The organism is Streptomyces sp. AC558_RSS880, assembly GCF_019049255.1.
Classification (GTDB): domain Bacteria; phylum Actinomycetota; class Actinomycetes; order Streptomycetales; family Streptomycetaceae; genus Streptomyces.
The window spans coordinates 56,173-82,152 of record NZ_JAGMUJ010000019.1; the positions used below are offsets into that span (position 1 = coordinate 56,173).

A 25,980-nucleotide genomic window follows, 5' to 3' on the forward strand; every position below is an offset into this window, starting at 1 on the left:
CGGCTCGACGGAACCCCATGTCCAGCACGACTCTCGACGTCCTCACGCTGAGCCCAGGGCGACTTCGCACCAGACCGTTTTGCGGTACGGGTCGCCACCGGTGGTTCCCCAGTGCGTCGACAGGGCCTCGACGAGGAGCAGACCGCGGCCGGACTCCTGCTCGGGCGCGGCTGGGTCGAGCGTGCCGGGTGCCGGTGGCCGCCGGTCCGGGCGGGCGTCCGTGAGCTCGATACGGAGCGTGGCGTCCGCCGGGCGCAAGATCAGGCCGAGCTGGAAGTCACGGCCGCGCACGTGTCCGTGCACCGCCGCGTTCGCGGCCAGTTCGGCCACCAGCAGAGCCGCCGTCCGGTTGACGTCGGTGTCGTACGGCCAGCCCCACGTGGCGAGTTGTTCGGCCGCGAGGTGACGGGCGAGGCGTGCGCCCCTGGGGGTGGCCGAGAGCCGGATGGTGAAATCGACGTTCATGTCACTGAGCGTGGCCGGTCGGACGCACTCCGGGTAGCGGCGTCAGCGGTACGCGGCGTCACCGTACGGCCGTTGTCCGGCTCTGTCCGGGTCGCGACGCGTGACGCCCCGCACCCACGGCGGGTTGAGCATGGGCGACACATGGAGGTGGTGGGGGCATGAGCGTGGAACCCTACGGCGCGGACGAGGAGTCGGCGGCCGTTCTGCGGACCGTGGGACGGGTCATCAAGATGTGCCGGGAACGGGAGGGCATGACCCAGGCCGGTCTCGGATCGCACATCGGGTACAGCGAGGAGCAGGTGTCCTCCGTGGAACGCGGACGCAGGGCACCGATGGAGGAGTTCCTCGAGGCGGCGGATCGGGTGCTTGAGGCAGGTGGGCTGATCTCGGGGCTGAAGAACGATGTGGCGAAGGCGCGGTTCCCCAAGAAGGTGCGGGACCACGCGAAACTGGAGTCGGAGGCGGTCGAGCTGTGCGCCTACGCCAACTCGGTCGTACACGGCCTGCTCCAGACGGAGGAGTACGCGAGAGCTCTCTACGTCATGCGGCGACCCCCGTTCTCCGAGGAGCAGGTGGACGAGCTCGTCGAGGGACGCCTGGCACGCCAGAAGATCTTCGACCAGCAGCCCGCGCCGGTCTTCAACTTCGTCCAGGACGAGGTGACGTTGCGCCGTCCGCTCGGGGGCAGAATGGTGATGCGCAAGCAGCTCGAACACCTGTTGGAGGTCGGTCACCGACGGAACGTGGAGATCCAAGTGATGCCCACCGACCGCGAGGACCACGCCGGTATCGACGGATCATTCCAACTTCTACGGCTCAAGGAGGGGGTTACGGTGGCTCACAACGAAGTGCAGCTCACGAGTCGGTTGATCTCGCACGTCAAGGAGATTCAGATCTGCGAGGTCCGCTACGGCGTTATCCGAGCCCAAGCTCTCACCCCTCGTGAGTCGCTCGCCTTCATCGAGAAACTGTTGGGAGAGACATGATGACCAACCCCTCCACGGAGCACGGCCGCCCACTGGAGTGGTTCAAGAGCAGCTACAGCACTGCTGACGGCCCCGAGTGCGTCGAGGTCGCCTTCGCCCCCGCAACCATCCACGTACGGGACTCGAAGCGCATACAGGGCCCCCGCCTGACCTTCGCCCCCCACCAGTGGACCGCCTTCCTCCCCTACGCCTCCGGACGCCGATGACCCGACCGCTCACCGCCGCGCAGCGCCGCCTCGTCGACGCCGCCGATCCCGACACCGGGCGGCTCACCGGCGGCACGCCGACGCAGCTCGCCGCGCTGGTGAAGCGCGGGCTCGCGTTCCGGCATCCGAGGCCGCCGCACGATCATTTCCTGACCCCGGCGGGGCATCGGGCGCGTGAGGCGGAGGCGGAGGCGGCGCCCGAGCCGGTGAAGGCACCGGCCGCGACCGGGGTGTTCGCCGCGCGCGTCGGCGGCGAACACCCCGCGCCGGAGTCGGGCCCCGCCCGGCTCCGGGAGGTGCGCGGCGCCTGGCAGGGCATGCTGGAGCTGCGCAGGATGACCAATCCCGACGGTGCGACGGACCGGCCGTGCGGCTGGGAACGCTCGCATCTGGTGCAGGCCGCCGCGCTGGCCCTGGAGGCCGCCGGACATCGCCCGGCCACCGACGGCGAGGGCGGTTACCGGGTGCGGGAGACCCCGCAGCCGGAGGCGGTCGCCGTGTACGAGCCGGACGGCGAGGCGCTGCGGGCCTGTGCGGCCACGCTGGAGGGGGCCGGCTGGCAGGTCGGGGAGTACACGGAGCCGAGGACGCGGGCGCGCTATCTGCTGGCCTCGCCGCGCCGGGTGTGAGGGGCATGTCAGGATCGGTGGGTCGGACGACGAACCGAGCAGGTGTGAAGGGGACAGACGCAGTGAGCGAGCCGTTCTCCGTACGGGTGACCGTGCGCGGATACGAGACCGACGTCCAGGGCCACCTCAACCAGGCCGTCTACCTCAACTACGCGGAGCACGCGCGCTGGTCGCTGCTCCAGGAGGCCGGGATCAGCCAGTCCGGTCTCATCTCCCAGGGTGTGGGACCGGTCGCGCTGGAGACCACCATCCGCTACAAGCGGGAGCTGCTCGCCGGTGACGAGGCCGACGTGAGCTGCGCCTTCACCTGGGGCGGCGGCAAGGTCTTCACCATCGAGCAGACGATCACCAAGGCGGACGGCACCGTGGCCGCCGAGATCACAGCCGTCGGCGGCCTGCTGGACCTCAAGCAGCGCAAGCTCGTGCCGAATCCGCAGGAGGTCTTCCGGGACCTGGCGAAGGACCCGGGCCTGTTCGGGCTGTAGCCGAGGTTTCACGCGCTGAAAGTTTCCGCCGCGCGAATCCCGAGTTTCCTGGCCATCCGCTCCTACAGTGGACCAGACCACCAGAGGGAACCGGAAGCCCTTTACACCCGCGGAGTCTACGTGCGTAACTAATGACGCGCGCACGTCAAACAGCTAGATCTGCCCAGGTGGCAGCGGCCGACGTCACCTCCTTCGCTCATCCCCACATGTGTCAGGAGGCAGCCCATGTTCTCTCTCCCCCGCCCCTTAACCGGCCCCCGCAGACGGATGGCCACGGCGCTCGGCGTCCTCGGTGCCGCCCTCGCGCTGACGGCCACCACCGCCGGCGGCGCGACCGCCGCACCGGAGCCCGACCGGGACCGTGTCCACGTGGAACCCGGCGAGGCGTACATGGGTGTGGGCACCCGCATCCACGAAGGCGCCCCCGCCGGGGCGTCGTCGTCGGTCGCCCTGGCCCCCACCGACGGCGTCCAGGGCGTCGACGTCTCGCACTGGCAGGGCGCCATCAACTGGACCTCGGTGCGGAACTCCGGCATCCAGTTCGCCTGGATGAAGGCGACCGAGGGCACCACCTACAAGGACCCGAGCTTCAACACCAACTATCCCGCCGCCTACCGCGCCGGCGTGATCCGCGGCGCGTACCACTTCGCGCTCCCCAACGCCTCCAGCGGCGCCACCCAGGCGAACCACTTCGTCAACAGCGGCGGCGGCTGGTCGCGCGACAACCTCACCCTGCCCGGCGTCCTGGACATCGAGCACAACCCGTACGGGGCGATGTGCTACGGCCTGTCCACCACGCAGATGCGCAGCTGGATCAACGACTTCTACAACACGTACAAGTCGCGCACGAGCCGTGACGTCGTCATCTACACGACGGCGAGCTGGTGGAACACCTGCACCGGCAACTGGACCGGCATGTACAGCAAGAGCCCGCTGTGGGTGGCGCACTGGACCTCTGCGGCGTCCCCGACCATCCCCAGCGGATTCCCCACCTGGACGGTGTGGCAGTACACCAGCACCGGTTCGGTCTCCGGTGTCTCCGGCAACGTGGACCGCAACCAGTTCAACGGCTCCCGCGACCGGCTGCTGGCGCTCGCCAACAACACGTGACGGCGTAGGCCCCGGCGCGTACACGATCACGCGGTGGAGCGGCGGCCGTCCGTCGCCGGCTCCACCGCCTCCCCCGCCCGCTCCCCTCCACGAGGAGTGACCGTGCATCCCGAGAACGCCCTCCGGCGCCGTCTGTTGCTCTCCGGTGCGGCCGGTCTGGCCGCCGCCACCGCCCTGCCGGGCGCGGCGCACGCGCGAGACGCCGACGTGATCGAACCGGACATCGACTCCACCACGGCCTGGGGCGCCCGCTCCCCGCAGGGGACCATCAGCCTCCTCCAGTACCGGCCGAGCCGGATCGTCATCCACCACACGGTGAGCACCAACTCCACCGACTTCTCCCGCGCCCAGGCGCACGCCCACGCCCACTGGGTGCAGGACCTGCACCTGGACAAGAACGGCTGGGTCGACACCGGCTACCACTTCCTGGTCAGCCGGGGCGGCTGGATCACCGAGGGCCGGCACGGCAGCCTCCGGGCGCTCACCGGCGGCCGGACCTTCGTCCTCGGCTCCCACACCTCCGGGCAGAACGACCAGGCCATCGGCATCGCGTGCGAGGGCGCGTACCACGCGGGCGCGGTGCCGCCCGCCGCCCAGTGGGACGTCCTGGTGATCCTGTGCGCGTACGTGTGCGCGCGGTACGGCATCCCGTCCGCGCAGCTCTACGGCCACAAGGACTACGGCGAGACCCTCTGCCCGGGCGTGTACCACGACATGCTGCCCCGGCTGCGGGAGGAGGTGGCGGCGGCCCGGACGGCCTGACCGGCGGCGGAATTCGGATGCGGCGGCGCGCCCCGGCCTGCGATCCTTACGTCCCATGGCCCCACGACGCCTTAAACCCAGCCTGTACGTCTCCGTCGACATCGAGGCCGACGGGCCCATCCCCGGGCCGTACTCCATGCTGAGCCTGGGCGCCTCCGTCGCCGGGGTGCAGGACGCCGACGGGTTCCGGGCGGCCGACCCGGAGGAGCGGACGTTCTACCGCGAACTGCGGCCGATCAGCGAGGAGTTCGTCCCCGAGGCGCTGGCGGTGAGCGGCCTCGACCGGGACCGGCTCGGTGCCGAGGGCGCCGAACCGGTCCGGGCGATGCGGGAGTTCACCGACTGGGTGCGTGAAGTGGGGGCGGGCGCCCAGCCGGTGATGTGCGGTTACCCGGCGTCGTACGACTGGACGTTCCTGTACTGGTACCTGATCCGCTTCACCGGTTCCAGTCCCTTCGGGCACTCGGGCTGTCTGGACATGAAGACCCTGTACGCCACCAAGGCGGGGCTGCCGCTGCGGGCGGTGGCGAAGGGCACCATGCCGCGCGAACTGCTGTCGCGGCGCCGGCACACGCACCACGCCCTCGACGACGCGATCGAGCAGGCCGAACTGTTCGCCAACCTCATGGTGTGGCCGGGGCCTTCGCGCCCGTGAGCTCCTCGCCCGGTTCCATCGGGTGGGTGACGTCGGCGGCCTCGCGGCGGCCGTCGCCGAGGTGGTTGAAGACGAAGTTCAGCAGGACCGCCACCACGCAGCCCGTGGAGATCCCGGAGTCCAGGACGATCCGGGCCGTCTCCGGGAAGGAGTGGTAGAACTCCGGCGCGCTGATCGGGATGATGCCGACGGCCAGTGAGACGGCCACGATCAGGACGTTGTTGTCCTTGTCCAGACCTGCCTTGACCAGGGTCTGGATGCCGCTGGCCGCGACGGAGCCGAAGAGGACCACGCCCGCGCCGCCGAGCACCGGGCGCGGTACGACGGCGATCAGCGAGGCGGCCATCGGGCACAGGCCCATCAGGACGAGGAAGCCTCCGCCGGTGGCGACGACGTACCGACTGCGGATTCTCGTCATCGCGACCAGGCCGATGTTCTGGGCGAAGGCGCTGCACATGAAGCCGTTGAACAGCGGGCTGATCGCGGAACCGAGGGTGTCGGCGCGCAGTCCGGCCGCGATGGTCCTCTCGTCGGCCGGACGGTCGACTATCTCGCCCAGCGCCAGCATGTCGGCGGTGGACTCGGTCATCGACACCACCATCACCACGCACAGCGAGAGGATCGCGGCGAGCTGGAACTGCGGCGCTCCGAAGTGGAACGGGGTCGGGAAGCCGACGACGTCCGCCTCCGCGACCGGGGAGAAGTCGGTGACCCCGAACGGGATCGCGAGGAGGGTACCGGCCACCATGCCGAGCAGGACGGCGATCTGCTTGACGAAGCCGCTGGTGAAGCGGCGCAGCAGCAGGACGATCAGGAGGGTGGCGGCGGCGAGGCCCAGGTTGGTCGCCGAACCGAAGTCGTCCGCCGTCGGGCTGGACCCCTGCGCCCAGCCGAAGGCGACCGGCAGCAGGGAGACGCCGATCAGGGTGATCACCGTGCCGGTGACGACCGGCGGGAAGAAGCGGACCGCCTTGCTGAAGAAGGGCGCCGCGAGGAAGCCGAGGAGGCCGGCGACGATCACCGCGCCGAAGATGACCGGCAGGGCGTCGTTCCTGTCGTCGGTGGAGGCGACGATCGCGGTCATCGGAGCGACACCGGCGAAGGTGACGCCGTTGACGAAGGGCAGGCGGGCGCCGATCTTCCAGATGCCGAGGGTCTGCAGGAAGGTGGCGAGGCCCGCGGTGAACAGGCAGGCGCCGGTGAGGAAGGTGAGTTCGGTGCCGGTGAGACCGATGGCCGCGCCGACGATCAGGGGTGGGGCGACGACGCCCGCGTACATGGCGGCCACGTGCTGCAGGCCGGTCGTCGCCATCTTGAACGCGGGGAGTTTCTCGTCAACGGGGTGGTCGGCCACTGCGGCTCTCCTCCGGTCGGGTACACGTCGGCTCTGACGCGGGTGTCAAGGAGGTGGTGCGGGCGGGCATGGGGGTACCTCCCGCTCGAGCGAAGTCGAGAGTGGGGGAGGGACCGGGGACGGTGGTGACCGTTCCGGGGCGCGCGTCCACGCGCGCCCCGGAGACGGCCGTCGCGGACCCCTGACCGGGGTCCGCGGGCACCGGCCGGGAGCCGTCCCTCCCGGCCGGAGACCTCGGGGTGCTCAGCCCTGTGCGGTGATCCGGGCCAGCCGCTGGGCCTCGGCACGGGTCGAGCGGGCGATCGCGTCCTCGTCGGCGGTGAGCAGCCGGCCGTTCTCCACGATCTGCCGGCCGCCCACGAAGGACGCGGTGACCGGGGCCGCCGCGCCGAACACCAGCGCGGTCACCGGGTCGGCGATGGAGGCGTGGGCGAGGGTGTCCATCCGCCACAGCACCAGGTCGGCGAGCTTGCCCGGCTCCAGGGAGCCGATCTCGCCCGCCCGGCCGAGCACCCGCGCTCCGCCGTACGTGCCGAGGCGCAGCGCCTGCCGGGCGTTCAGGGCGGCCTCGCGGTGGGCGCCGAGGCGGTTGACGAGCAGGGCGTTGCGCAGTTCGGTGTGGAGTTCGCCGGACTCGTTGGACGCCGTGCCGTCGACCCCGAGGCCGACCGGGACGCCGGCGGCGAGCATGTCGGGGACGCGGGCGATGCCCGCCGCGAGGCGCGCGTTGGAGGACGGGCAGTGGGCGACTCCCGTTCCCGTACGGGCGAAGGCGGCGATGTCGGAGTCGTTCATGTGGACGCAGTGCGCCATCCAGACGTCCTCGCCGAGCCAGCCGGTGGACTCGAAGTAGTCGGTCGGACCCATGCCGAACAGCTCGTGGCAGAACTTCTCCTCCTCCACGGTCTCCGAGCCGTGGGTGTGCAGGCGTACGCCGAGGCGCCGGGCCAGTTCCGCGCCGTCCCGCATGAGTGCGGTGGAGACGGAGAAGGGCGAGCAGGGGGCGACGGCGACCTGGGTCATGGCGTCGGAGGAGGCGTCGTGGTGGCGGCGTACCGTTTCCTCGGTGGCGGCGAGCGCGTCGTCGAGGGTCTCGACGGCGAAGTCCGGGGGCAGTCCGCCGTCCTTCTCGCCGCGGTCCATGGAGCCGCGGGCGAGGGTGAAGCGGACGCCCATGTCACGGGCGGCGCGGATGATGGCGCCGGACAGGTCGCCGGTGCCCCGCGGGAAGACGTAGTGGTGGTCCATGGCGGTGGTGACGCCGCCGCGGGCCATCATCGCGAGCGAGCCCTGGGCCGCCGCACGCACCATCGGCTCGTCGATGCGCGCCCAGGTCGGGTAGAGGGCGACGAGCCAGTCGAACAGGTTGTGGTCGGTGGCCAGGCCCCGGGTGATCCACTGGTAGAAGTGGTGGTGGGTGTTGACCAGGCCGGGGGTCACCAGGTGCCCGGTGGCGTCGATCCGGCGGGCGACGTTCTCCAGGCCCTCGGGGGCCGTGCCCGCGCCGAGCGACTCGATGCGGTGGCCGGCGAGGACGACGTGTCCCGACGCGTACTCGGTGTCCTTCGCGTCGACGGTCGCGATCGCGCAGTTCTCGATGACGATGCGCCGATGGTCTGCTGCCATGGTTCGTCCTTTTCGCGTACGTGGAGAGGGCACGGCAGGACCCTGGAGGTTTGAGTGCCGTGGCCGGTCGGCGGGCCGTCCGGCCACGGGTGCCGAAAGGGAGTCGCGGGCTTACAGGTTGGTGAGGTCCACCGGTATCCGCGCCTCGCAGCCGTCCCGCAGGACGGTGGCCTCGATCAGGCCGTAGGGGCGGTCGGCGGCGAAGTACACCTCGTTGTCGTTCTTGAGGCCGAACGGCTCCAGGTCCACCAGGAAGTGGTGGCTGTTGGGGAGGGAGAAGCGGACCTCGTCGATCTCGTCGCGGTGGTCGATGATCCGCGTGCCCATCTGGTACATCGTCTGCTGCAGGGACAGGGAGTAGGTCTCGGCGAAGGCCTGGAGCATGTGCTTCCTGGTCTCCTCGTAGGACGTCTCCCAGTCGGGCATCCCCTGCCCGTCGTCGGTCCAGTTGAACCGCCAGCGGCCGGAGACCGAGGTGGCGAGGATGCGGTCGTGGGTCTCCTTGAGCGTCGTGTACCCGTCCTTGACGTAGCCCCAGAACTCGGAGTCGGTGGAGTTCAGCACCGTCAGGTCCTTCAGACCGGAGACGACCTCCCACTTCCGGCCGTCGTACGTGATCTGGGCGAGCCGGGTCTCCTGGCCCTTGCGGACGAAGGAGTGCTTCTTGGTTCCACCGGCGTCGGAGGTCTCGATCCGCTCCCAGGCGTACTCCTCGATGCGTATGCGCGCCCGGTGGATGGGCTCCTGCGAGGTGACGAAGTGACGGGCGAGGTGGATGCCGAACTGTTCGGCGGACTCGATGCCGTGCTCCTTGGCGAAGGCGTACACGGTGTTCTTGGTGGTGTCGGTCGGCAGGACGTTGGCGTTGGAGCCGGAGTAGTGGACCTCGTCCATGTCGCCGGACAGGGCGACGGAGACGTTCAGGTCCTTGATGTGGTGGGTGGTGCCGTCCCGCGTGATCCTGACGACTCGGTTCTCTGCCTTGCCGTACTGGTTCTGACCCAGGATGGTCGGCATGTAGCTAGCTCCCTCGGTATACGGAGTAGCCGAACGGGTTGAGCAGCAGCGGTACGTGGTAGTGCTCGCCCGGTACGACGGCGAACGTGATCGCCACCTCCGGGAAGAACACTCCGGAGCCGCTGTCCCGATGCGCGGGGGCGTCCTGCTGTGCCTCGGCTTGGTTCCTCGCTGACGGTTCGAAGTACGCCTCGACCGCGAAGTCGAGCCGTACGTGGGTGGTCCCCTCCGGCAGGGCCGGCAGGTCCTTGCACCGCCCGTCCGCGTCGGTCGCGGAGCCGCCGAGCGCCTGCCACTCCGCGTCCCGGCCCGAGCGGGCGGCGAGGCGGACGGCGACGCCCTCGGCGGGGCGGCCGGCGCTAGTGTCCAGGATGTGCGTGGACACGGAGGCGGTGGTGTCGGTGCTCATGTGCGTCAGTCCTCTTCGACGTCGGCTTCGGTTTCGGCTTCGGCTTCGGCTTCGGCTTCGGCTTCGACGAGTCGGGCCAGCCGGATGCGGTTGATCTTCCCCAGTTCGGAGCGGACGATCTCCCGCTCCCGCTCCGGCGCGTTGCCGAGGCGTTCCCTGACGGCGTCGCGCATCTGCTCGCCGGTCCGGCCGGTGGCGCAGATGAGGAACACATGGCCGAACCTCTCCTGGTAGGCCAGGTTCAGTTCGAGCATCTCGGTCCTCAGCCCCTCCGGGGCGCCGGCCATGCCGCTCTGTTCCCGGGCGGAGGTCGGGTCCCCCGGTTTCGGGCGGCCGATCGGCGGGTGCCCGGCCATCGCCTCTTCCAGGTCGGCCGGGGTCAGGTCGGCCATGGCGGCGTCACTGGCGGCGTACAGGTGATCGGCGGTGGGGTAGGGGCGGGCGGTGAGCAGTCGCCGGGCCCATGCCGTGGAGGCGCACGCCTCGTGGAGTGCGGCGAGGGCCGCGTGCTCCTCCAGGGCGTTGAAGCGGGCCAGGCCCGGGGGTGGGGAAGTCGACGTCACGGAAGCCTCCGTGGCCGCGAGCGGCCTTCGTGTCGAACGGGCGTGCCGACAGTGAACGCCGTCACGAACAACACGTCAACAGTTTGTTGAAAATTCGGAGGGAGAAAGGGGAGCGCCGCCGGCCGGGAGGAGGTTCAGGCGCCCTTCTCGCGGTTGAGGTAGTTGTAGACGGTGAAGCGGCTGACCCCCAGCGCGCTCGCCACGGTCTCCACGCCGTGCCGCACGGCGAAGGCGCCGCGCGCCTCCAGGCCGCGCACGATCTCCTGCTTGGTCTTGCGGTCCAGGTCCGCGAGCGGCCTGCCCTTCCTGCGTTCCAGCGCCGCGAGGATGTGGTCGAGGGAGTCCGCGAGCTGGGGCAGCCGTACGGCGACGACGCCGACGCCCTCCCAGGAGAGCACCACGTCGTCGGTTCCGGCCTCGTCCGGCGGGATCATCTCGCCGCCCATGGCGTCGACCAGCGGCTTCACCGCCGCGATGAAGGCCTCGTCACCGGTACCGGTCACCGGTCGCCGTCCTCGACGACGTTGACCTGGAGCGAGATGCGCGTGGCACCGGCCGTCAGCGTCCTGCGCAGCATCGCGTCGACGGCGCCGAGCACCGCGTCGGCGCCGCCCTCGGCGGTGTTGCCGAACGGTCCGACGTCCACCGCGTCCAGCTCGGCCGCCTCGATGACCTCGCGGGCCACCACCGCGTGCGCGGGCGCCTCGTCGAGGTCGAAGGGCTCGGTCGTGAACTCCACTCTCAATCGCACGCGCACAACCTAACGCGCGGCACGGTTTTTGAGACCGCCGGGAAGCGGGACGGAGACCACCGGCGGTCCGGCCCTCTTGACAAGCCCGGAGAACCGACGACAGTCTTCCATTAAGCAGAAATAGACTTCCGCGATACGAAATTCAGGAAGGGTGCATCCGATGGGATTCGCAGACCAGCGCTTCACCGTCAACCTGTCGATCCTCTTCACGGAACTCCCGCTCCTGGAGCGCCCGGCGGCAGCCGCCGCGGCCGGCTTCACCGCGGTCGAGCTGTGGTGGCCCTGGGCCGACTCCCCCACCCCCGGGCGGTCCGAACTCGACGCGTTGCGGAAGGCGGTCCAGGACGCGGGCGTACGGCTCACGGGCCTGAACTTCTACGCCGGACGGCTGCCCGGCCCCGACCGGGGCGCGCTGTCCGTGCCCGGCGAGGAGTCGGAGCGGTTCCGCGCCAACGTCGACGTGGCCGCCGATTTCGCCGGGTCCCTGGGTTGTACGGCCCTGAACGCGCTGTACGGCAACCGGGTCGACGGCGTGGACCCGGCCGAGCAGGACGCGCTCGCGCTGGAGAACCTGGTCCTCGCGGCCCGGGCCGCCGACCGGATCGGCGCGGTCCTGCTGATCGAGGCGCTGAACGAACCCGAGTCGCCCCTGTACCCGCTGGTGTCGGCGCAGGCCGCCGTGGGTGTCGTCGACAAGGTCGACGCGGCCACGGGGCTGGGCAACGCCCGCTTCCTGATGGACCTGTACCACCTGGCGATGAACGGCGAGGACCTGCCGGCGGTGATCGACCGGTACGCCGGAAGGACCGGGCACGTGCAGATCGCCGACAGCCCCGGCCGCGGCGCCCCCGGCACCGGCTCGCTCCCGCTCGAAGACCTTCTCGACCGGCTGCGCAAGGCCGGATACGACGGCCTGGTCGGCCTGGAGTACAAGCCCGGCGAGCGTACCGGCGCGGAGGCCTTCGGCTGGCTGCCCCGTTGACCACCCCCCTGTACTGAGAGGCACTCCCGATGAGCAACCTTCCCAAGGTCAGTTGGATCGGTCTCGGCATCATGGGCTCCCCCATGTCCGAGAACCTGGTCAAGGCCGGGTACGACGTCACCGGCCACACCCTGGAGCAGGAGAAGCTGGACCGGCTGGCCGCCGCCGGCGGCACCGCGGCCGACTCGATCGCCGAGGCGGTACGGGACGCCGACGTGATCATCACGATGGTCCCGGCGTCCCCGCAGGTCGAGGCCATCGCGTACGGCCCCGACGGCATCCTGGAGAACGCCCGGCCCGGGGCCCTGCTGATTGACATGTCCTCGATCACCCCGGGGACCTCGATCGACCTGGCCGCCGCCGCGAAGGACAAAGGCATACGGGTGCTGGACGCCCCCGTGTCGGGCGGTGAGGCGGGCGCGATCGAGGCGGTGCTGTCCATCATGGTCGGCGGTGAGCAGGCCGACTTCGACGAGGCCAGGCCCCTCTTCGAGGCGCTCGGCAGGACCGTCGTGCTGTGCGGTCCGCACGGCTCCGGGCAGACCGTGAAGGCCGCCAACCAGCTGATCGTCGCCGTCAACATCCAGGCGTGCGCCGAGGCCGTGGTCTTCCTGGAGAAGTCCGGCGTGGACCTGACGGCGGCGCTCGACGTCCTGAACGGCGGCCTCGCCGGCTCGACCGTGCTGACCCGCAAGAGGGACAACTTCCTGAACCGGGACTTCGAGCCGGGCTTCCGTATCGACCTGCACCACAAGGACATGGGCATCGTCACCGACGCCGCCCGCGCCGTCGGCGCGGCGCTGCCCGTCGGCGCGGTGGTCGCGCAGCTGGTGGCGAGCCTGCGGGCACAGGGCGACGGCGGACTGGACCACTCCGCGCTGCTGCGGGCGGTCGAGCGGCTGTCCGGCGCGCGGGTCTGACCGGCCCGCGCCCTTCACCGACCTCCGGGCGGCGCCGGCGCCGACACCTGTCCTGTCGCGCCCGAGGCGACGGCGCCGCCCGGAACACGGCCCGGCAGGGCACAGCGACTCGCGTACGGCCCCTGACGGGAGGTCGGGTCCGTACGCGCGGCCCGCGGTGACGTCGTACGGCCCGGACGAGAGGTGGCCGGACGAGGCACCGCGGGCGGGCGAGGGCGCCGCGGCGGTGTGCGAGCCAGTGCGGTGGTGAAGGCCGCGGGACTCCTCCTTCGACGTGAGGGGAGGGGTTCCGGGGCCGTCGCATCCGCCGCGGTCCCGAGCCCGATCCCCTCCCACGAGCCCCGTCCGGCGGCGCGAACGTCCTGTCGCGCCCGGCCTCGCGCCGCCGGACGGTCACCACCCGGGGCGACGCCCGGATGCGGACGGTCCCGTATCCGGGCGCTCCTCCGTATCCGGGCGCTCCTCCGTATCCGGGCGCTCCTCCGCGTCCGGGGTGCGGATCCGTCCGGTGCGCAGCAGCCTGGGGGCATGGCACATCCGACGGAGCATCCGCACATCGTGGTGCACTCCCCGGCCCTGGACGGGTCCCGGCGGGTCACCTCCGGCGACGACACGCTGGGCATCGCCACGCACGTCGACGACGTGGCCGAGATCCTGCGGCTGGCCGACCTGTACGTCACCGATGTCGAGGGGACGGACCTGATCGAGTGGCAGGGCGGCGGCCCCGACGACTGGCCGGGGCTGTCCGAGCACCACGAGACGACCTGAGCACCGCTACGGCATCGGCCGTACACCGGCTACGCCACCCTCAAATGAACCTCTGAAGGCGGCCGGAAAGGCTTCGACCACCACCACGGGCGGGCACACTCCTGGCACACGGGGCCCGCCGGCACGGGGGCGGCGGGCCCCGGTCCAGGGGGTGACACGCCATGAACAGCAGCGGAGGCGTCCAGGGGACACCGCACGAGATCGCCCTGCTGTCCGGCGGTCCGCGCGCCGCGGTCACGGTGGCCGTCGTCGCCCTGCATCTGCGGGGCGCGGTGGAGGCGGGCGCACCGGGCACGATCCGGGCGGTCGACGGGGAGGCGGGACGTGCCCTCCCCCCGCTGCCGCCGCCGGGGGTCTCGCTGGACGTGGCGGCCGAGGTCGCCGTGGGACGGGTGGACGCCCTCACGGGCCAGGTGCGCGCGTTGTACCTGGAGAGCGCGGTCTACCACTGTCTGGAGGAGCCCTCCGAGATACGGGAGCTGCTGCGGCACCCGGACGTCCGCTGGGCGCTGGCCGAGGTGCGGGTCGGGCTGGCGGAGGCGGGGATGCTGCGCGCCCCGCTGCTCGGGCCGAACAGGGCCGCCCGCCGACGGGTGAAGGTCCTGCGGAAGGCGTTCCCGGTGCCGTCGAGCAGGCACGCCCTGCCCGACGACAGGAAACTGCTCGCCGTCGCCCTGCACGGCAAGCCCGCCCTGAGAGTCCTCGTCCCCCGCTTCGCCCTCCGGGCGGGCCTGACCGACCGGGTCGGCATCAGGGACAAGGGGCTCCGCCACTCCCCGGGCAGCGGCACCTACGGCGGCGCGGGCCATACGTACTGCGGAGGCGGCGGAGGCTGTGGCGGCGGAGGCGGCTCGGACTGAGCACGGCCGGGGCTCGTCCGACGGATCCGAACCGAACGGATCCAGGCCGAACGGATCCACGGCGCGCCCGGCCGGCCCCGCGCCTTTCGGGGCGCCGCCACCGCGAGCGGGCCTCGCCACCGCGAGCGGGCGTCGCCGCCCGGCACCCGCGCCGCGCGTGGTCCGCCGCGCGACGGGAAGCGAGGGCGACGCGCCCGGCGTACGAGGGGGCCCGGTCGGGTCGGCGACGCCTGGAAGGGGCCTCGCCGGCCGGACCGGAAAGCACGTGAGGGGCGGCCCGTCCCCGGACGGGCCGCCCCTCACGTGCGCGCGTGCGCGTCAGACCTTCAGCGTCCTGATCGACGTCGGGGCGTGTCCCGGTTCGGTCGCCAGTTCCTCGAACTCGGTGACGTTTCCTATGTCGTTGGTCGTCGACATGGAGATGTCGGTGACGCGTTCCAGGATCGCCTCGACGACGACCGGCACCCGGAACTCGGCCGCGAGCTTCTTGGCCCGCTCCAGGGCGGCGCCCAGTTCGTTCGGGTCGGTCACCCGGATCGCCTTGCAGCCCAGGCCCTCGGCGACCTTGACGTGGTCGACGCCGTAGACGCCCAGCTCCGGGGAGTTGATGTTCTCGAACTCCAGCTTGACCTGGAAGTCGATGTCGAACGCCCGCTGTGCCTGCCGGATCAGGCCCAGGTAGGCGTTGTTGACCAGGACGTGGACGTACGGGATCTTGTGCTGCGCCCCGACCGCCAGTTCCTCGATCATGAACTGGAAGTCGTAGTCGCCGGACAGGGCGACGACCTGCGCCTCGGGGTCGGCCTTCGCCACGCCGAGTGCGGCGGGGACGGTCCAGCCGAGCGGGCCCGCCTGGCCGCAGTTGATCCAGTGCCGGGGCCGGTAGACGTGCAGCAGCTGCGCGCCGGCGATCTGTGAGAGGCCGATGGTGGAGACGTACCGGGTCTCGGGGCCGAAGGCCTTGTTCATCTCCTCGTAGACCCGCTGCGGCTTGATCGGGACGTCGTCGAAGTGCGTACGGCGCTGGAGCGTGGCCCGCTTCTCCTGCGCGGCGGCCGCCCAGGCGGAGCGGTCGGGCAGCCCGCCCTCGGCCTTCAGCTCCTTCGCCGCCTCCACGAACAGCTCCAGCGCGGCGCGCGCGTCGGAGGCGATGCCGTAGTCGGGGGCGAAGATCCTGCCGATCTGGGTGGGTTCGACGTCGACGTGGACGAACGTCCGCCCGGCCGTGTAGACGTCGAGCCTTCCGGTGTGGCGGTTGGCCCAGCGGTTGCCGATGCCGAGGACGAAGTCGGACTCCAGGAAGGTGGCGTTGCCGTAGCGGTGCGAGGTCTGCAGGCCGACCATGCCGGCGTTGAGCTCGTGGTCGTCGGGGATGACGCCCCAGCCCATCAGGGTCGGCACGACCGGGGTGCCGGTCAACTCGGCGAACTGGACGAGCAGTTCGGCCGCGTCCGCGTTGACGACCCCGCCGCCCGCGACGATCAGCGGGCGCTCGGCGGCGTTCAGCATGCCGAGCGCCTTCTCGATCTGGGCGCGGCTCGCGGCGGGCTTGTAGACCGGGAGCGGCTCGTAGGTGTCCGGGTCGAACTCGATCTCCGTCAGCTGGACGTCGACCGGCAGGTCGATCAGGACGGGGCCGGGGCGGCCGGAGCGCATGAGGTGGAAGGCCTGCTGGAAGACGCCGGGGACCTGCGCGGCCTCCAGGACGGTGACCGCCATCTTGGTGACCGGCCTGGCTATGGAGGCGATGTCGACGGCCTGGAAGTCCTCCTTGTGGAGCACGGCGGTCGGCGCCTGGCCGGTGACGCACAGGATCGGGACGGAGTCGCCGGTCGCGGAGTACAGGCCGGTGATCATGTCGGTGCCGGCCGGTCCCGACGTGCCGACGCACACGCCGATGTTGCCGGGGCGGGCGCGGGTGTAGCCCTCGGCCATGTGCGAGGCGCCCTCGACATGGCGGGCGAGGGTGTGGGTGATGCCGCCGGAGGCCTTGAGCGCCGCGTAGAAGGGGTTGATCGCCGCGCCGGGGACACCGAACGCGTCGGTGACGCCCTCGCGCCTGAGGATTTCGACTGCCGCGCGGGCAGCGGTCATGCGAGCCATCGAGTACTCCTGCTTCGGCTGTCGGATTCGCGCTCCCGTCGCGCCCCGCGGTGAGCTCTTCCGTATTGCGGAAATTTTTTTCTGCTATCTGGAATGAATGTAGGGTTGGTGGAGGGACCCGTCAAGAGAGGGGCAAGTGCCGGACACCCGGCGGACCGGTGGAGGACGATGGACACCGCCTCGAGAACACGGGAGGGAGACCATGCCCGAGAGCGTGCCGGTGCGCTGTCCCGCCTGTCGGCGCTCGCACCGCTACACGGCGCCGTCGTACCCCTGCGCGTGCGGCGCGCCCGTCGCGCCGCCGCTGGATCTGGACGGGGTGCCCAGCCCGGCCGGGCACCGCGCCTGGGACGAGGAGTGGGTCACCGTGCGGTGCGAACACTGCGGGCTCCGCGGCGAGTGGCCCCGGCCGGAACTGGGGTGCCCGTGCGGGACGGTGCTGCTGATCCCGGTGACCGGCCCGCGGGCGTCCGTGCCGGCGGAGCGGCCCGAGCACCCCGCCGCCCGTTCCGCGCCGGTCCGCACCGCGCGGGACGCGGTCACGGCCGCCGTACGGTACCTGCGCCGACTCGGTCACGAGGACGTCCACCGCGCCGACCGGCGTTCCCCGTCCGGCATCGGCCTGGTGGGCCGCGGCGTGCTCGCCCAGGTCGACCCGTCGGCGCGTCCCGCGACCGCGCGGGACGTGGAGTGCCTGTGGCTGGCGGCGATGACGGAATCCGCGGCGTGCCTGTACTTCTCCGTGGGCGGGTACGACGAGGAGACCCAGGTCCGCGCCGACGCCCTGGGGGTCCCGCTGTTCCTGCTCGACCTCACCGGCACCCCGCGACCGGCGAACGGTCCCGCCGACACGTTGGACGCCGACGGGGCTTGAAAACCCGGCGACGAACCCGCCACGGGCGCCCGATACTCGGCGGATGCGCATCCGTCCCGCCGCCCCCGCTGAACTGCCCGCCCTCCAGGACGTCGAGCGGGCCGCCGGCGCCCCGTTCCGCGACGTCGGCATGCCGGACGTCGCGGACGACGAACCACCCGCCCCGGACGTGCTGGAGCGCTACCGGCGGGCGGGCCGCTGCTGGGTGGCGGCCGACGAACGGGACCGGCCCGTGGCGTACTTGATCGCCGAACCCGTGGACGACGCCCTCCATGTGGAGCAGGTCTCCGTCCACCCGGATGCCGCACGCCGGGGCGTGGGCCGGGCCCTGCTCGACCACGCCGCCGCCCACGCCCGCGAGCAGGGCCTGACCGCGCTGACGCTGACCACGTTCGCCGACGTCCCGTGGAACGCCCCGTACTACGCACGCCTCGGCTTCCGCACGCTGGGCGAGCCCGAACTCACGCCGGGCCTGCGGCGGATCCGCGCCGAGGAGGCCGGGCACGGACTCGACCGGTGGCCGCGCGTGTGCATGCGCAAGGACGTTCCCCCGCACCGGCGGCACGCGTGCCGGACCGCCCGGATGACGATCAGACCGGCGCGCGAGCAGGACTTCCCCGGTTTCCTCGGCCTGGCGGCCCAGGTCGAGCAGTGGTTCGGCCCGATGGTCGAGGAGCCGGGCTTCCACGACGCGGTGCGTGAGCACATCGCCGGCTCCCTGGCGCTCGTCGCCGAGTCCTCGGGGCCGGATCTCCTCGGCGGACTGCTGTTCGGGGGCGAGGCGCCGACGTATCACGTGCACTGGCTCGTCGTCTCGCACCGGGCGCGGGGGACGGGCGTCGGCGGCGCGCTGATGGCGGAGGCGACGCGCCGATGGGTGCACGGGCCGGGAGAGATCGAGGTGGTCACCTTCGGGGCCGACCACCCCGGTGCCGTCGCCAGCGGCGCCCGCGTCTTCTACGAGCGTCTCGGCTTCTCCCCCGCCGAGGCCGCCGCTCCGGGTCCGGAGGGCGGCTCACGACAGGTCTTCCGGCGGACGGTCGCCTGACGGCGCGCTAACCCGCCGCGTACCGCTCCCGCAGCTCCACCTTGCGCACCTTCCCGGACACCGTCATCGGGAAGGCGTCGAGGAGCTGGAGCCGGCTCGGGATCTTGTAGTGGGCGAGGCGGTCCGCGCAGAACGCGCGCAGTTCCTCCAGGGTGAGCGGGTCGGCCGGGTCGCGCGGGACGACACAGGCGAGCACCTCCTCGCCGTACCGCTCGTGCGCGATCCCGACGACCTGGACGTCCGCGATCTTCGGGTGGGCGTAGAGGAACTCCTCGATCTCGCGCGGGTAGATGTTCTCCCCGCCCCGGATGATCATGTCCTTGATGCGGCCGACGATCTCCACGTACCCGTCCTCGCGCATCACCGCGAGGTCCCCGGTGTGCATCCAGCGGCCCGCGTCGACGGCCTCGGCGGTCTTCTCCGGCTCGTTCCAGTAACCGAGCATCACGCTGTAGCCGCGGGTGCACAACTCCCCTGCGGTTCCTCGTGGTTGAGTCACCCCGGTGGCCGGGTCGACGACCTTGACCTCGATGTGCGGCAGCACCCGGCCGACGGTGCCGGTGCGGTGCTCCAGGTCGTCGTCCCTGCGGGTCTGCAGGGAGACCGGGGAGGTCTCGGTCATGCCGTAGCAGATGGAGACCTCCTCCATGTGCATCTCGGCGACCACCCGCTTCATCACCTCCACCGGGCACGGGGAGCCCGCCATGATGCCGGTGCGCAGCGAGGTGAGGTCGTACGACGCGAAGTCGGGCAGGTTCAGCTCGGCGATGAACATGGTGGGCACGCCGTAGAGCGAGGTGCAGCGCTCCCGCTGGACGGCCTCCAGGGTGGCCTTCGGCTCGAAGGAGGGGGCCGGGATGACGATGCAGGCGCCGTGGGAGGTGGCGCCCAGGTTCCCCATGACCATGCCGAAGCAGTGGTAGAACGGCACCGGCAGACAGACCCGGTCCTGTTCGGTGTAGCCGACGGTGCGGCCCACCCAGTAGCCGTTGTTGAGGATGTTGTGATGGGAGAGCGTGGCGCCCTTCGGGAAGCCCGTCGTGCCCGAGGTGTACTGGATGTTGACCGGGTCGTCGCAGCTCAGCCCGGCGGCGATCTCGTCGAGTCGCTCCGGTGGCACGGCGGACGCGCCCTCGGTCAGCGCGTCCCAGGACGGGTCGCCGATGTAGACGGTCTCCCGCAGGTCGGGGCATGCTCCGCGCACTTGGTCCACCAGCGCCCGGTAGTCGCTGCCCTTGTGGGCGAGCGAGGAGACCAGCAGCGAGACACCGGACTGCTTGAGCACGTACTCCAACTCGTGCGCCCGGTAGGCCGGGTTGATGTTCACCATGATGACGCCGATGCGGGCGGTGGCGTACTGCACGAGGACCCACTCCGGGCAGTTGACCGCCCAGATGCCGACCCGGTCGCCCGTCCCGACGCCCTTCGCCAGCAGTCCGCGCGCCACCTCGTCGACGGCGGCGCCGAACTCGGCGTAGGTCCAGCGCCGTCCGGAGGGCACGTCGACGAGGGCCTCGCGGTCGGGCCACGCGGCGATCGCCCGGCCGAGGTCGGCGCCGATGGTGTCGCCGAGCAGGGGGGTCGTACTGGTCCCGTGCGTGTAGGAGAGCTCGGTCACCGGAAGTCCTCCTCGCGGTACTCGGCGGTGGAGCCGGCGGCCGTGGCCTCGCGCAGCTCGATGCGGCGGATCTTGCCGGAGACCGTCTTGGGCAGTTCGCCGAACTCCAGGCGGCGGATCCGCTTGTAGGGGGCGAGCGCCTCGCGGGAGTGCTCGAAGAGCACCTTCGCGGTGTCCGGGCCGGGCTGCCAGCCCTCCGCGAGCACGATGTACGCCTTGGGGACGGCCAGCCGCAGCTCGTCCGGGGCGGGCACGACGGCCGCCTCGGCGACCGCCTCGTGCTCCAGCAGGGCGCTCTCCAGCTCGAAGGGGCTGATCTTGTAGTCGCTCGCCTTGAAGACGTCGTCACTTCGACCGATATACGTAAGATATCCGTCTTCGTCCCATGCGCCGATGTCCCCCGTCCGGTAGTAGCCGCCGGCCATCGCCTCGGCCGTACGGTCCGGGTCGCCGTGGTAGCCGGTCATCAGGCCCACCGGGCGGTCGGAGAGGTCCAGCGCGATCTCGCCCTCGGCGGCGCCGGGCGCGCCGGACACCGGGTCGAGGAGTTCGACGCGGTAGCCGGGGCTGGGACGGCCCATGGAACCGGTCTTGAGGACCTGGCCGGGGCTGTTGGAGACCTGTACGGCGGTCTCGGTCTGGCCGAAGCCGTCCCGGATGGTGACGCCCCAGGCGCGTCGGACCTGCTCGATGACCTCGGGGTTGAGCGGCTCACCGGCGGCGACGACCTCACGGGGCGGGGTGCGCAGCCGGCCCAGGTCGGACTGGATGAGCATGCGCCACACGGTCGGCGGGGCGCAGAACGTGGTGACGCCGGCCTTGTCCATCTCGGCCATCAGGCGGGGCGCGTCGAAGCGGGTGTAGTTGTGCAGGAAGACGGTCGCCTCGGCGTTCCACGGGGCGAACAGGTTGGACCAGGCGTGCTTGGCCCAGCCGGGCGAGGAGATGTTGAGGTGCACGTCGCCGGGGCGCAGGCCGATCCAGTACATGGTCGCCAGATGGCCGATCGGGTACGAGGTGTGGGTGTGCTCGACCAGCTTGGGACGGGCGGTGGTGCCGGAGGTGAAGTACAGCATCAGCGGGTCGTCGGAGAGGGTGGGCCCGTCGGGCGCGAAGTGCTCGGCTGCGCCGTACGCGTCCGCGTACGGCTGCCAGCTCCCGCCGGCCCCCTCCCCCACCGCGATCCGGGTGTAGTCGCCGGGCACCTCGTCGAACTTCGCGGCGTCCGCGGCGCGCACGATCACATGGCGGACGCGGCCCCTCTCGACGCGGTCGCGCAGGTCGGCGGGGCCGAGCAGCGGGGTGGCCGGGATGACCACGGCGCGCAGCTTCATGGCGGCCAGGGCGGTCTCCCACAGCTCGGCCTGGTTGCCGAGCATCACCAGCACCCGGTCCTCGGCGGCCACGCCCCGCTGCCGCAGCCAGTTGGCCACCTGGTCGGAGCGGCGGGCCAGCGCGGCGAAGGACAGCCGGGTCCCGTCGCCGTCCTCCTCGACGAGGTGCAGGGCGGTGCGGTCGTTGCCGTCCGCGATCACGTCGAACCAGTCGAGCGCCCAGTTGAACCGCTCGGGCCGGGGCCAGGCGAAGTCCCGGTAGGCGGTGGCGTAGTCCTCGCGGTGTTCCAGCAGGAAGTCCCGGGCCCTGCGGAACGCCTCCGTCGCCGTCGTCATGTCTCCTCCTCGTGCCGGACCATTGCCGGGCGGCTCCCCGCCATCGTGTAATCCGTGACGGAGGTCTCACTACCCCCGAACGGGGGTGTGCGCCCGCGCGGAGGCCGTGACGAAGGGGCGAACAGGTGAACGCTGACCCGATGAGGGCGGGCGACGCGGTGGAGATCCGCGGGGCGCTGGCCCGGCTGCGGCGCGCGACCGGGCTGCCGGTCGCCTTCGGCGGACTGGTGGAACCCGGCCGGCGGCAGGTGCGCATCAGCGAGCTGAGCGGCACCGCGACGCCCGCGCTGAGCGCGCTCGCGGTGACCCCGGGCAACGGTCTGGGCGGCAAGGCGGTGGCGCTGGCCCGGCCGTGCGCGGTGACGGACTACTCCGTCTCGCGGCGGATCAGCCACGAGTACGACGTCCCGGTCGCCGCCGAGGGCCTGCGCGCCGTCGTCGCCGTGCCGGTGGTCGTACGGCGTCGGGTGCGGGCCGTGCTCTACGGCGCCCTGCGCGCGGCGCACCCCCTGGGGGACCGGACGCTCGGCGCGGCGGTCCAGGCGGCGCGGGACGTGGAGCAGGCGCTGGTGGTGCGGGAGGAGGCGGCGGCGCTGGTGGCGGCGGCGCAGGCGGGCCCGGCGTCCGGGGTGCCGGACGGGTCCGGGGCGGCCCGGGAACAGGTGCGGGAGGCGCACGCGGCGCTGCGGGCGCTGGCGCCGCGGATCGCGGATCCCGTGCTGCGGGCCGAACTGCTCGACGCGTGCGCCCTGCTCACCGCGGGCACCGCCCCGTCCCCGGCGGTGCGGCTCGCGCCCCGGGAGGTGGACGTGCTCGCCTGTGTGGCGGCGGGGGCGACCAACAGCGTGGCCGCGGAGCGGCTGGGGGTGACGGCCGAGACCGTCAAGGCGTACCTGCGGTCGGCGATGCGGAAGCTGGGGGTGCGGACCCGGGGGCAGGCCGTGGTCGCGGCCCGCCGGGCGGGGTGGTTGCCATAGGTTTGCGCTGTTTTCCCCTGACGGGTATTACCAACGGTACGACTTTGGATTTACCGTTGCCCGGCCCGCTGTAATTTGCCTCACTACACGGTCCGCCCGGAATTAAGGAACCTGTTGCCTAATATTGGCCAGGACACGCCACACGGAGGGGAGCGGTGACCGTGCGACGGGACTTCAAGGAGCCTGCCAGGTGCCGCCCCGACCTGGTCATAGGCCGGGAGGAGCTGTACTCCGAGGCGCGGGAGCAACTCGCCCGAGGGGGCAGCGTGCTGCTGCACGGCCCGGCGGGAATAGGAAAGTCGACCGTGCTGCGGGCACTTGCGGCCGAAAACGCCGGTACGACGGGGACGGTGTTGCGCTGCTCGGCCACGGAGTCCGAATCCCATCTTCCGTTCCTGGCCCTGGCCGATCTGTTCGGTCTGGTTCTCGACAAAGTGTCCGCCCGGCTGCCCGCCGCCCAGCACACCGCCCTGGAGTCGGCGCTCACCGGGCGCGGCGAGTCCTCCCTCCAGCGGGACGGCCTCGCGTTGCGCCTCGCGGTGCTGTCCACGCTGCGGGCGCTGGCCGCCGAGGGGCCGGTCCTCGTCGTCGCCGACGACCTCCAGTGGCTGGATTCCGCCAGTGCCGAACTCCTCGGCTTCGCCGCCCGGCGGCTCGGCGACAGCCCGGTGCGGATGCTGTGCGCGGTGCGCACGGACGGCGAGGAGTACGACCGTCATCTGCGCGCCTGCCCGCCGGACACGCTCGCGGTGCGGCTGGGCCCGTTCTCCCGGACCCAGGTGTCCGCGCTGCTCGACCACCGCGGCTACACCGGTCTGTCCCGCTCCACGGCCCGTGACATCCACCGCACCAGCGGCGGCAACCCGCTGTTCGCCCTCGAACTGGGCCGCGCCCTCGCCGAGAGCCCCACCCGGCCCAGACCGGGCGAGCCGCTGCCGGTGCCGACCTCGCTGCGGGCCCTGGTGCTGAGCCGCCTGGAGATGCTGTCGGACGAGGCGCGCCGCACCCTGCTGGTGGCCAGCGCGGGCGCCCGTCCCACCCTGGCGCTGCTGCACGCGGCCGGCCGGGACAACGCCGAGGCGGAGACGGCGCAGGCCGCCGCGTTGGGGCTGCTGGCGACGGACTCCGAGGAGCCGGCGCTGCGGTTCGCGCATCCGCTGATCTCGGCCGCCCTGTACGCGGAGGCGCCGGCGCGGGAGCGGCGGGCCGTGCACACGGCGCTGTCCACGGCGGCCTCCGACCCCATCGAGCGGGCCCGGCACCTGGCGCTGGCCGCCACCGGCCCCGATCCGGAGGTGGCGGCCCGGCTCGCCGAGGCCGCCGCGCTGGCCCGGGACCGCGGGGCGCCCTCGGTCGCCGCCTCGCTCGGGCTGCTCGCCGCCCGGCACACCCCGGCCGACGGCGGGCCGGGTCCCGACGAGCGGCGGCTGCAGGCCGCCGAGGACGCGATCACCGCGGGCGAGGCCGACCTGGCCCGGGACATAGCGCGCGAGGTGCTGACCCGGGCGACGGTGCCGGCGGAGCGGGTGCGGGCGTGGATGGTGGTCATCGAGGCGGCCGGGCAGGCGCTCGGCGAGGTCGACGCCGTCTTCCCGCAGGTGCTGGCCGACGCCGGCGACGACCCCCGGCTGCTGGCCCTCGTCCACTACCAGCTGGCCTGGCGGGAGGTGGTGGTGGACGGCGACTTCGCCAAGTCCCGCCAGGAGGCCGCGCACGCGGCGGAGCTGGCCGCGCGGGGCGGCGACCGGCGCACCGAGCTGATGGCGCTCGCCTTCCAGTCGTCCACCGAGACCCTGATGGGCCACCCCGACGCCCCCGCGACCATCCAGCGGGCGCTCCAGGAGCCCCAGGACCCCGATGTGGCCTGCCACCACAACGGCGCCGCCATGGCGAGGTTCCGCTGGCTGCTGATGAGCGACCAGTTGCCGGAGGCTCGTACGGCCATCACCGCGCTGCTGCGGGAGGCGCGGCGGCGCGGCATGGTGGAGAGCGAGGTGCACTTCTCGCGGCTGCTCGCCGACACCGAGCTGCGCTTCGGGCACTGCGGCCGGGCCCTGGACCTGGCCCGCGAGAGCCTGCGGCTGGCCCGGGACTCCGGGATCGGCGAGAGCGCCTCGGCCATGCTCGCCTCGCTCGCGGAGGCGTCGGGCGGGGACGTGGAGCGGGCGCTGACGCTGGCCCGGGAGGCGGCGGACCACGCCGAGGTGGACGGCGACCAGTTGTACCTCTCCCTCGCCCTGGCCGCCCTGGGGTACGCCCAGTTGGTGGCGGGGGACGCGCAGGCCGCGGTCCGTTCGCTGCGCCGGGTGCGGGAGCTGGAGCAGGGCATGGGCGTCAGCGACCCGGCACGGGGCCGCTGGCAGGGCGACCTCGCCGAGGCGCTGGTGCGGATCGGTGAGCCCGGCGAGGCGCAGGAACTCATCGACGTCACCCGGGTGCACGCGCTGCGTCTGAACCGCGCGAGTGTCCTCGCGGTGCTCGACCGCGCCGAGGCGCTGGTGCGCGCGGCACGCGGCGAACGCCAGGCGGCGCAGGCGCAGTTGGCGTCGGCGCAGGAGCGGCTCGCCAAGCTGGGGTACGGCCTGGAGGAGGCGCGGGCCGCCTTCGCGCTGGCCCGGCTGCGCGGGCGGGGGCCGGCGCCGGCGGCGTACGACGAGGCCGCCCGGCTGTTCCGGCGCTGCCGCGCGCTGCCGTGGCTGCGCCAGGTGGACCGGGCCGTGGCCGCAGGTCCCACGGAGGCGGAGACCGTGCCCGCCGCGACGCCGGGCGCCCTGGACGGGCTGGCCACGATGGAACGGCAGGTCGCCGCGCTGGTGATGGAGGGCGCCACCAACCGGGAGATCGCCGGCCGGCTGTTCATCAGCGTCAAGACCGTCGAGGCGACCCTCACCCGGGTCTATCGCAAGCTGGGCATCCGCTCCCGGGTCGACATCGTCCGCCTGGCCGCGGGCCGTCGCACGACGTAGCCCCGCGGGCGCCACCGGGGCGACCGAGGGTTTTCCCTGCCCCAACTCACCTAGGGGGTTCCCTCATTGGGACGATCGCGCTCCGGGTCGTAGCGTAACGGCGTGCCGCTCGCCGGGCACACGGGGGCCGGCCCCGAGGCCCTCGTGCTCGACCCCCACCCCGCGCGACCCCCACC

At 72.2% G+C, this 25,980-nt stretch carries 26 protein-coding genes and 1 pseudogene; 16 read left to right on the top strand and 11 right to left on the bottom strand.

Features of this window, described 5'->3' with window-relative positions; genetic code table 11:
- Positions 1–42: 42 nt before the first annotated feature.
- A complete protein-coding gene (locus KUM38_RS07410; protein ID WP_217128471.1) occupies positions 43–465 on the bottom strand; it encodes an ATP-binding protein in 423 nt (140 codons plus the stop codon).
- A 158-nt stretch (positions 466–623) separates the two neighbouring features.
- Between KUM38_RS07410 and KUM38_RS07415 the strand changes: the two genes are divergently transcribed.
- The 7 genes from KUM38_RS07415 to KUM38_RS07445 all read left to right on the top strand — a co-directional run bounded on the left by KUM38_RS07415 (position 624) and on the right by KUM38_RS07445 (position 5,298).
- Positions 624–1,451, top strand: a complete 828-nt coding sequence (locus KUM38_RS07415; RefSeq protein ID WP_217128472.1) for a helix-turn-helix transcriptional regulator — start codon at positions 624–626, stop codon at positions 1,449–1,451.
- A complete protein-coding gene (locus KUM38_RS07420; protein WP_217128525.1) occupies positions 1,451–1,657 on the top strand; it encodes a DUF397 domain-containing protein in 207 nt (68 codons plus the stop codon). Before KUM38_RS07415 ends, KUM38_RS07420 begins: the two co-directional genes overlap by 1 nt.
- Positions 1,654–2,286: a hypothetical protein gene (locus KUM38_RS07425; RefSeq protein ID WP_217128473.1), complete on the top strand. Its 633-nt coding sequence runs from the start codon at positions 1,654–1,656 to the stop codon at positions 2,284–2,286. Before KUM38_RS07420 ends, KUM38_RS07425 begins: the two co-directional genes overlap by 4 nt.
- A 62-nt stretch (positions 2,287–2,348) precedes the next feature.
- A complete protein-coding gene (locus KUM38_RS07430; protein ID WP_217128474.1) occupies positions 2,349–2,771 on the top strand; it encodes a thioesterase family protein in 423 nt (140 codons plus the stop codon).
- A gap of 225 nt (positions 2,772–2,996) precedes the next feature.
- Complete coding sequence (locus tag KUM38_RS07435) at positions 2,997–3,881, top strand: lysozyme (RefSeq protein WP_217128475.1); 885 nt, start codon at positions 2,997–2,999, stop codon at positions 3,879–3,881.
- Positions 3,882–3,983: 102 nt separating this feature from the next.
- Positions 3,984–4,643, top strand: a complete 660-nt coding sequence (locus KUM38_RS07440; protein ID WP_217128476.1) for a peptidoglycan recognition family protein — start codon at positions 3,984–3,986, stop codon at positions 4,641–4,643.
- Between the two features lie 55 nt (positions 4,644–4,698).
- Positions 4,699–5,298, top strand: coding sequence for a 3'-5' exoribonuclease domain-containing protein (locus KUM38_RS07445; protein ID WP_217128477.1), 600 nt, complete (start codon positions 4,699–4,701; stop codon positions 5,296–5,298).
- Here KUM38_RS07445 and KUM38_RS07450 read toward each other — a convergent pair.
- The 7 genes from KUM38_RS07450 to KUM38_RS07480 all read right to left on the bottom strand — a co-directional run bounded on the left by KUM38_RS07450 (position 5,267) and on the right by KUM38_RS07480 (position 11,018).
- Positions 5,267–6,652, bottom strand: a complete 1,386-nt coding sequence (locus KUM38_RS07450; RefSeq protein WP_217128478.1) for a nucleobase:cation symporter-2 family protein — start codon at positions 6,650–6,652, stop codon at positions 5,267–5,269. The genes KUM38_RS07445 and KUM38_RS07450 overlap by 32 nt on opposite strands.
- Positions 6,653–6,895: 243 nt before the next feature.
- Positions 6,896–8,278: an 8-oxoguanine deaminase gene (locus tag KUM38_RS07455; RefSeq protein ID WP_217128479.1), complete on the bottom strand. Its 1,383-nt coding sequence runs from the start codon at positions 8,276–8,278 to the stop codon at positions 6,896–6,898.
- Positions 8,279–8,389: 111 nt separating this feature from the next.
- Positions 8,390–9,295 carry a factor-independent urate hydroxylase gene (gene pucL, locus KUM38_RS07460; RefSeq protein ID WP_217128480.1) on the bottom strand — a complete coding sequence of 302 codons (906 nt, stop codon included), beginning with the start codon at positions 9,293–9,295 and terminating at the stop codon, positions 8,390–8,392.
- Positions 9,296–9,299: 4 nt separating this feature from the next.
- Complete coding sequence (uraH, locus tag KUM38_RS07465) at positions 9,300–9,704, bottom strand: hydroxyisourate hydrolase (RefSeq protein WP_217128481.1); 405 nt, start codon at positions 9,702–9,704, stop codon at positions 9,300–9,302.
- Positions 9,705–9,709: 5 nt separating this feature from the next.
- Positions 9,710–10,267 carry a 2-oxo-4-hydroxy-4-carboxy-5-ureidoimidazoline decarboxylase gene (gene uraD, locus KUM38_RS07470; RefSeq protein ID WP_217128482.1) on the bottom strand — a complete coding sequence of 186 codons (558 nt, stop codon included), beginning with the start codon at positions 10,265–10,267 and terminating at the stop codon, positions 9,710–9,712.
- A gap of 134 nt (positions 10,268–10,401) precedes the next feature.
- Entirely contained in the window at positions 10,402–10,770 is a 369-nt protein-coding gene (locus tag KUM38_RS07475; RefSeq protein WP_217128483.1) for a helix-turn-helix domain-containing protein, read from the bottom strand.
- Positions 10,767–11,018, bottom strand: coding sequence for a thiamine-binding protein (locus KUM38_RS07480; protein ID WP_217128484.1), 252 nt, complete (start codon positions 11,016–11,018; stop codon positions 10,767–10,769). Before KUM38_RS07480 ends, KUM38_RS07475 begins: the two co-directional genes overlap by 4 nt.
- 160 nt (positions 11,019–11,178) lie before the next feature.
- Here KUM38_RS07480 and KUM38_RS07485 point away from each other — a divergent pair, with 160 nt between their 5' ends.
- The 4 genes from KUM38_RS07485 (at position 11,179) to KUM38_RS07500 (ending at position 14,548) form a co-directional block, all read left to right on the top strand.
- Positions 11,179–12,000, top strand: a complete 822-nt coding sequence (locus KUM38_RS07485; RefSeq protein ID WP_217128485.1) for a TIM barrel protein — start codon at positions 11,179–11,181, stop codon at positions 11,998–12,000.
- Between the two features lie 29 nt (positions 12,001–12,029).
- On the top strand, positions 12,030–12,920 hold the full coding sequence (locus KUM38_RS07490; protein ID WP_217128486.1) for a 2-hydroxy-3-oxopropionate reductase: 891 nt from the start codon (positions 12,030–12,032) through the stop codon (positions 12,918–12,920).
- Positions 12,921–13,448: 528 nt separating this feature from the next.
- A complete protein-coding gene (locus KUM38_RS07495) occupies positions 13,449–13,688 on the top strand; it encodes a hypothetical protein (protein WP_217128487.1) in 240 nt (79 codons plus the stop codon).
- Positions 13,689–13,849: 161 nt separating this feature from the next.
- Entirely contained in the window at positions 13,850–14,548 is a 699-nt protein-coding gene (locus tag KUM38_RS07500; protein WP_217128488.1) for a TIGR04222 domain-containing membrane protein, read from the top strand.
- A gap of 318 nt (positions 14,549–14,866) precedes the next feature.
- Here KUM38_RS07500 and gcl read toward each other — a convergent pair whose 3' ends face one another.
- Complete coding sequence (gcl, locus tag KUM38_RS07505) at positions 14,867–16,651, bottom strand: glyoxylate carboligase (RefSeq protein WP_217128489.1); 1,785 nt, start codon at positions 16,649–16,651, stop codon at positions 14,867–14,869.
- Between the two features lie 202 nt (positions 16,652–16,853).
- On the opposite strand from gcl, the gene KUM38_RS07510 reads away from it, so the two are divergent.
- From KUM38_RS07510 to KUM38_RS41645, 3 genes and pseudogenes are all read left to right on the top strand, one after another.
- Complete coding sequence (locus KUM38_RS07510) at positions 16,854–17,525, top strand: hypothetical protein (protein WP_217128490.1); 672 nt, start codon at positions 16,854–16,856, stop codon at positions 17,523–17,525.
- Positions 17,526–17,655: 130 nt separating this feature from the next.
- Positions 17,656–17,940: pseudogene (locus KUM38_RS41640) on the top strand (GNAT family N-acetyltransferase); the annotation flags it as partial.
- Between the two features lie 168 nt (positions 17,941–18,108).
- Positions 18,109–18,573: a GNAT family N-acetyltransferase gene (locus KUM38_RS41645; protein WP_254396830.1), complete on the top strand. Its 465-nt coding sequence runs from the start codon at positions 18,109–18,111 to the stop codon at positions 18,571–18,573.
- A 7-nt stretch (positions 18,574–18,580) separates the two neighbouring features.
- Here KUM38_RS41645 and KUM38_RS07520 read toward each other — a convergent pair whose 3' ends face one another.
- The gene (locus KUM38_RS07520) at positions 18,581–20,191 is read right to left on the bottom strand and encodes an AMP-binding protein (RefSeq protein WP_217128492.1); all 1,611 of its coding nucleotides are present in this window, start codon (positions 20,189–20,191) and stop codon (positions 18,581–18,583) included.
- Positions 20,188–21,861 carry an AMP-binding protein gene (locus tag KUM38_RS07525; protein WP_217128493.1) on the bottom strand — a complete coding sequence of 558 codons (1,674 nt, stop codon included), beginning with the start codon at positions 21,859–21,861 and terminating at the stop codon, positions 20,188–20,190. The genes KUM38_RS07520 and KUM38_RS07525 overlap by 4 nt, the downstream gene beginning before the upstream one ends.
- A gap of 140 nt (positions 21,862–22,001) precedes the next feature.
- On the opposite strand from KUM38_RS07525, the gene KUM38_RS07530 reads away from it, so the two are divergent.
- Both KUM38_RS07530 and KUM38_RS07535 read left to right on the top strand, forming a co-directional pair.
- Complete coding sequence (locus KUM38_RS07530) at positions 22,002–22,838, top strand: LuxR C-terminal-related transcriptional regulator (protein ID WP_217128526.1); 837 nt, start codon at positions 22,002–22,004, stop codon at positions 22,836–22,838.
- A 155-nt stretch (positions 22,839–22,993) separates the two neighbouring features.
- Positions 22,994–25,804, top strand: coding sequence for a LuxR family transcriptional regulator (locus KUM38_RS07535; RefSeq protein ID WP_217128494.1), 2,811 nt, complete (start codon positions 22,994–22,996; stop codon positions 25,802–25,804).
- Positions 25,805–25,980: the final 176 nt, after the last annotated feature.

Coding starts and splice junctions, on each gene's coding strand:
- KUM38_RS07510 (WP_217128490.1), top strand. CDS start 16,854: ATGCCCGAGAGCGTGCCGGTGCGCTGTCCCGCCTGTCGGCGCTCGCAC.
- KUM38_RS07445 (WP_217128477.1), top strand. CDS start 4,699: ATGGCCCCACGACGCCTTAAACCCAGCCTGTACGTCTCCGTCGACATC.
- KUM38_RS07435 (WP_217128475.1), top strand. CDS start 2,997: ATGTTCTCTCTCCCCCGCCCCTTAACCGGCCCCCGCAGACGGATGGCC.
- KUM38_RS07530 (WP_217128526.1), top strand. CDS start 22,002: ATGAGGGCGGGCGACGCGGTGGAGATCCGCGGGGCGCTGGCCCGGCTG.
- pucL (WP_217128480.1), bottom strand. CDS start 9,295: ATGCCGACCATCCTGGGTCAGAACCAGTACGGCAAGGCAGAGAACCGA.
- KUM38_RS07525 (WP_217128493.1), bottom strand. CDS start 21,861: ATGACGACGGCGACGGAGGCGTTCCGCAGGGCCCGGGACTTCCTGCTG.
- KUM38_RS07495 (WP_217128487.1), top strand. CDS start 13,449: ATGGCACATCCGACGGAGCATCCGCACATCGTGGTGCACTCCCCGGCC.
- KUM38_RS07425 (WP_217128473.1), top strand. CDS start 1,654: ATGACCCGACCGCTCACCGCCGCGCAGCGCCGCCTCGTCGACGCCGCC.
- gcl (WP_217128489.1), bottom strand. CDS start 16,651: ATGGCTCGCATGACCGCTGCCCGCGCGGCAGTCGAAATCCTCAGGCGC.
- KUM38_RS07420 (WP_217128525.1), top strand. CDS start 1,451: ATGACCAACCCCTCCACGGAGCACGGCCGCCCACTGGAGTGGTTCAAG.
- KUM38_RS07485 (WP_217128485.1), top strand. CDS start 11,179: ATGGGATTCGCAGACCAGCGCTTCACCGTCAACCTGTCGATCCTCTTC.
- KUM38_RS07410 (WP_217128471.1), bottom strand. CDS start 465: ATGAACGTCGATTTCACCATCCGGCTCTCGGCCACCCCCAGGGGCGCA.
- KUM38_RS07490 (WP_217128486.1), top strand. CDS start 12,030: ATGAGCAACCTTCCCAAGGTCAGTTGGATCGGTCTCGGCATCATGGGC.
- uraH (WP_217128481.1), bottom strand. CDS start 9,704: ATGAGCACCGACACCACCGCCTCCGTGTCCACGCACATCCTGGACACT.
- KUM38_RS07455 (WP_217128479.1), bottom strand. CDS start 8,278: ATGGCAGCAGACCATCGGCGCATCGTCATCGAGAACTGCGCGATCGCG.
- KUM38_RS41645 (WP_254396830.1), top strand. CDS start 18,109: ATGACGATCAGACCGGCGCGCGAGCAGGACTTCCCCGGTTTCCTCGGC.
- KUM38_RS07415 (WP_217128472.1), top strand. CDS start 624: ATGAGCGTGGAACCCTACGGCGCGGACGAGGAGTCGGCGGCCGTTCTG.
- KUM38_RS07500 (WP_217128488.1), top strand. CDS start 13,850: ATGAACAGCAGCGGAGGCGTCCAGGGGACACCGCACGAGATCGCCCTG.